3 protein-coding genes are annotated in these 1,999 nt (G+C 73.2%); 2 read left to right on the top strand and 1 reads right to left on the bottom strand.

Annotated elements, in window-relative coordinates; translation table 11 throughout:
- Window positions 1–678 (top strand): phosphonate ABC transporter, permease protein PhnE (phnE, locus tag I53_RS22815; RefSeq protein ID WP_051045002.1); only part of this gene is annotated, 678 nt, incomplete at its 5' end.
- A 24-nt stretch (window positions 679–702) separates the two neighbouring features.
- On the opposite strand, the gene phnF is transcribed toward phnE, so the two are convergent.
- Window positions 703–1,446 (bottom strand): phosphonate metabolism transcriptional regulator PhnF, encoded by a 744-nt coding sequence (gene phnF / locus I53_RS22820; RefSeq protein WP_043355026.1) that lies wholly within the window; start codon window positions 1,444–1,446, stop codon window positions 703–705.
- A 79-nt stretch (window positions 1,447–1,525) separates the two neighbouring features.
- Here phnF and phnG point away from each other — a divergent pair.
- Window positions 1,526–1,999: phosphonate C-P lyase system protein PhnG (gene phnG / locus I53_RS22825; protein WP_251982410.1), on the top strand; the 474-nt coding region annotated here is incomplete at its 3' end.

Here is a 1,999-nt window from a genome sequence, read left to right on the forward strand (position 1 = left end):
GGCGCCGAAGCTCCCGACACCACGGCGTTGAAGTCGCCGGTCCAGACCCGGTCGTCCTGGACCGCCTTGCGGTCGGCCCACGCGCTGGGCGAGACCCTGGGCATCGCCTTCCTGGGCACGCTGACGGCGGCGGTCTTCGCCTTCCCGGTGGCGTTCCTGGCGGCCCGGAACGTCGTGCCCAACCCCTTCGCGCGGTTCGCCGTCCGCCGCGGCCTCGACGTGATGCGCTCGGTGGACGTGCTGATCTGGGCGCTGATCTGGATCAACGTCGTGGGCCTGGGCCCCTTCGCGGGGGCGCTCGCCATCGCGTGCTCGGATTTCGGGGCGCTCGGAAAGCTGTTCTCCGAGGCGATCGAGACCTGCGACAAGCGTGCCGGCGAGGGCGTCGTCGCCTCGGGCGGCTCGCGCCTGCACCGCATCCGCTTCGGGCTGATCCCCGGGGTCCTGCCGGTGCTGGCGAGCCAGGTCCTGTACTTCTTCGAGTCGAACACCCGGTCGGCGACGATCATCGGCATCGTCGGTGCCGGGGGCATCGGTCAGTACCTCACCGAGCTGATCCGCGTGCTGGAGCTGCAGCAGGTCGCCTTCCTGGTGCTGATGATCCTCGTCACCGTGGCGGCGATCGACTGGGTCTCGACCCGCCTGCGCCGGGCGATCATCGGGCCGGCGGCGCGCTGAGCCGGCGGCCCGATAAACCGCCGATCACCCGCCGATCACCAGCTCCACCCGGTCGGCGGCGAACAGGGTGCGGTTCGCCTGGATCGGCACGCCGGCGGGATCGATGTTGACGCTCGACACCACCAGAACGACCCGCCCCGGGGTGATGTCGAGGCGCTGCGCCTCCGCGGAATCGGCCGGCCGGGCGCGGATGCGCGTCGAGAGCCGGGTATAGTCGTGCAGGCCGCAGGCCGCGAAGGCCCGGGTGATCGAGCCGCGTTCGGCATAGGCCTCGGCGAAGCCCGCGAAGCGCGGCAGCGGCAGCCAGGTCAGCGCCGTCGAGAGCGGGGCGTCGTCCGCCCGGTGGACCGTCAGCAGCTCCAGGATCGGCGCGCCGGGGGCGAGGGCCAGGGCTGCCGCCTGCTCGGGCCCGGCCGGGACCGTGGTCGAGGCGACGAGGTCGCCCCAGGCCTCGCGTCCGGCCCCGGCGACGATCTCGGAGAACCGCGTGCGCGGCCCGATCGGGTAGGCGAGGGGTGCCTCCTCCACGAAGGTGCCCCGGCCCTGGCTGGCGCGCACGAGCCCGCCCTCGGCGAGCGCCGCGAGGGCACGTCGCACGGTGTGCCGGTTCACGGCGAAGCGCGCCGCCAGGGCGGCCTCGGCGGGCAGCTGCTGTCCCGGCGGATAGCGCCCCGCCGCGATCTCGGCCGTCAGCGCGTCGGCGATCTGCCGCCACGCCGTCAGACCCTCGCCCCGGACGAGGCCGGGTGCCTGCTCCTGCGCATCCATCCTGTCATCCAAACTTCATTTGTGCGGCGCACGCCAGTTGTCTATACACCTATACAACCGAGCGACGGAGGGATTCGCGATGACGACGAGCCCGAGACATCCGGCATCCGAGGGGGAGATCGGGGCGCGCCAGGCCGTGATGGCGCTCTGTGCCGAGGCGAGCCGCACGGACCTGGAGGCGGCCCTGTCGGTCCTCGACACCCCGGCCGCCGCGGATCTCCGGCCGCCGGAGACGGGGCTCGTGATGGCCTCAGGCCGGATCGGCGGCGACGGGCGCCCGTTCAACCTCGGCGAGGTCAGCGTGACCCGGGCCGCCATCCGCCTCGCGGACGGTCCGGCCGGCTTCGCCTACCATCTCGGCCGCGACCGCACGAAGGCGCGGCTCGCCGCGATCCTCGACGCCCTTTGGCAGGACCCGGACCGGCGCGCCCGGGGCCTCGTCAGCGATCTCTCCTATCCCCTGCCGGTGACGGTGATCTGCGAATTGCTCGGCGTTCCGCGGGAGGACGAGCCGCGGTTCCAGGCCTGGGCGACGCAGCTCGCCACCGCGGTG

It is taken from the genome of Methylobacterium sp. B1 (assembly GCF_000333255.1).
GTDB classification, from domain to species: Bacteria; Pseudomonadota; Alphaproteobacteria; order Rhizobiales; family Beijerinckiaceae; genus Methylobacterium; species Methylobacterium fujisawaense.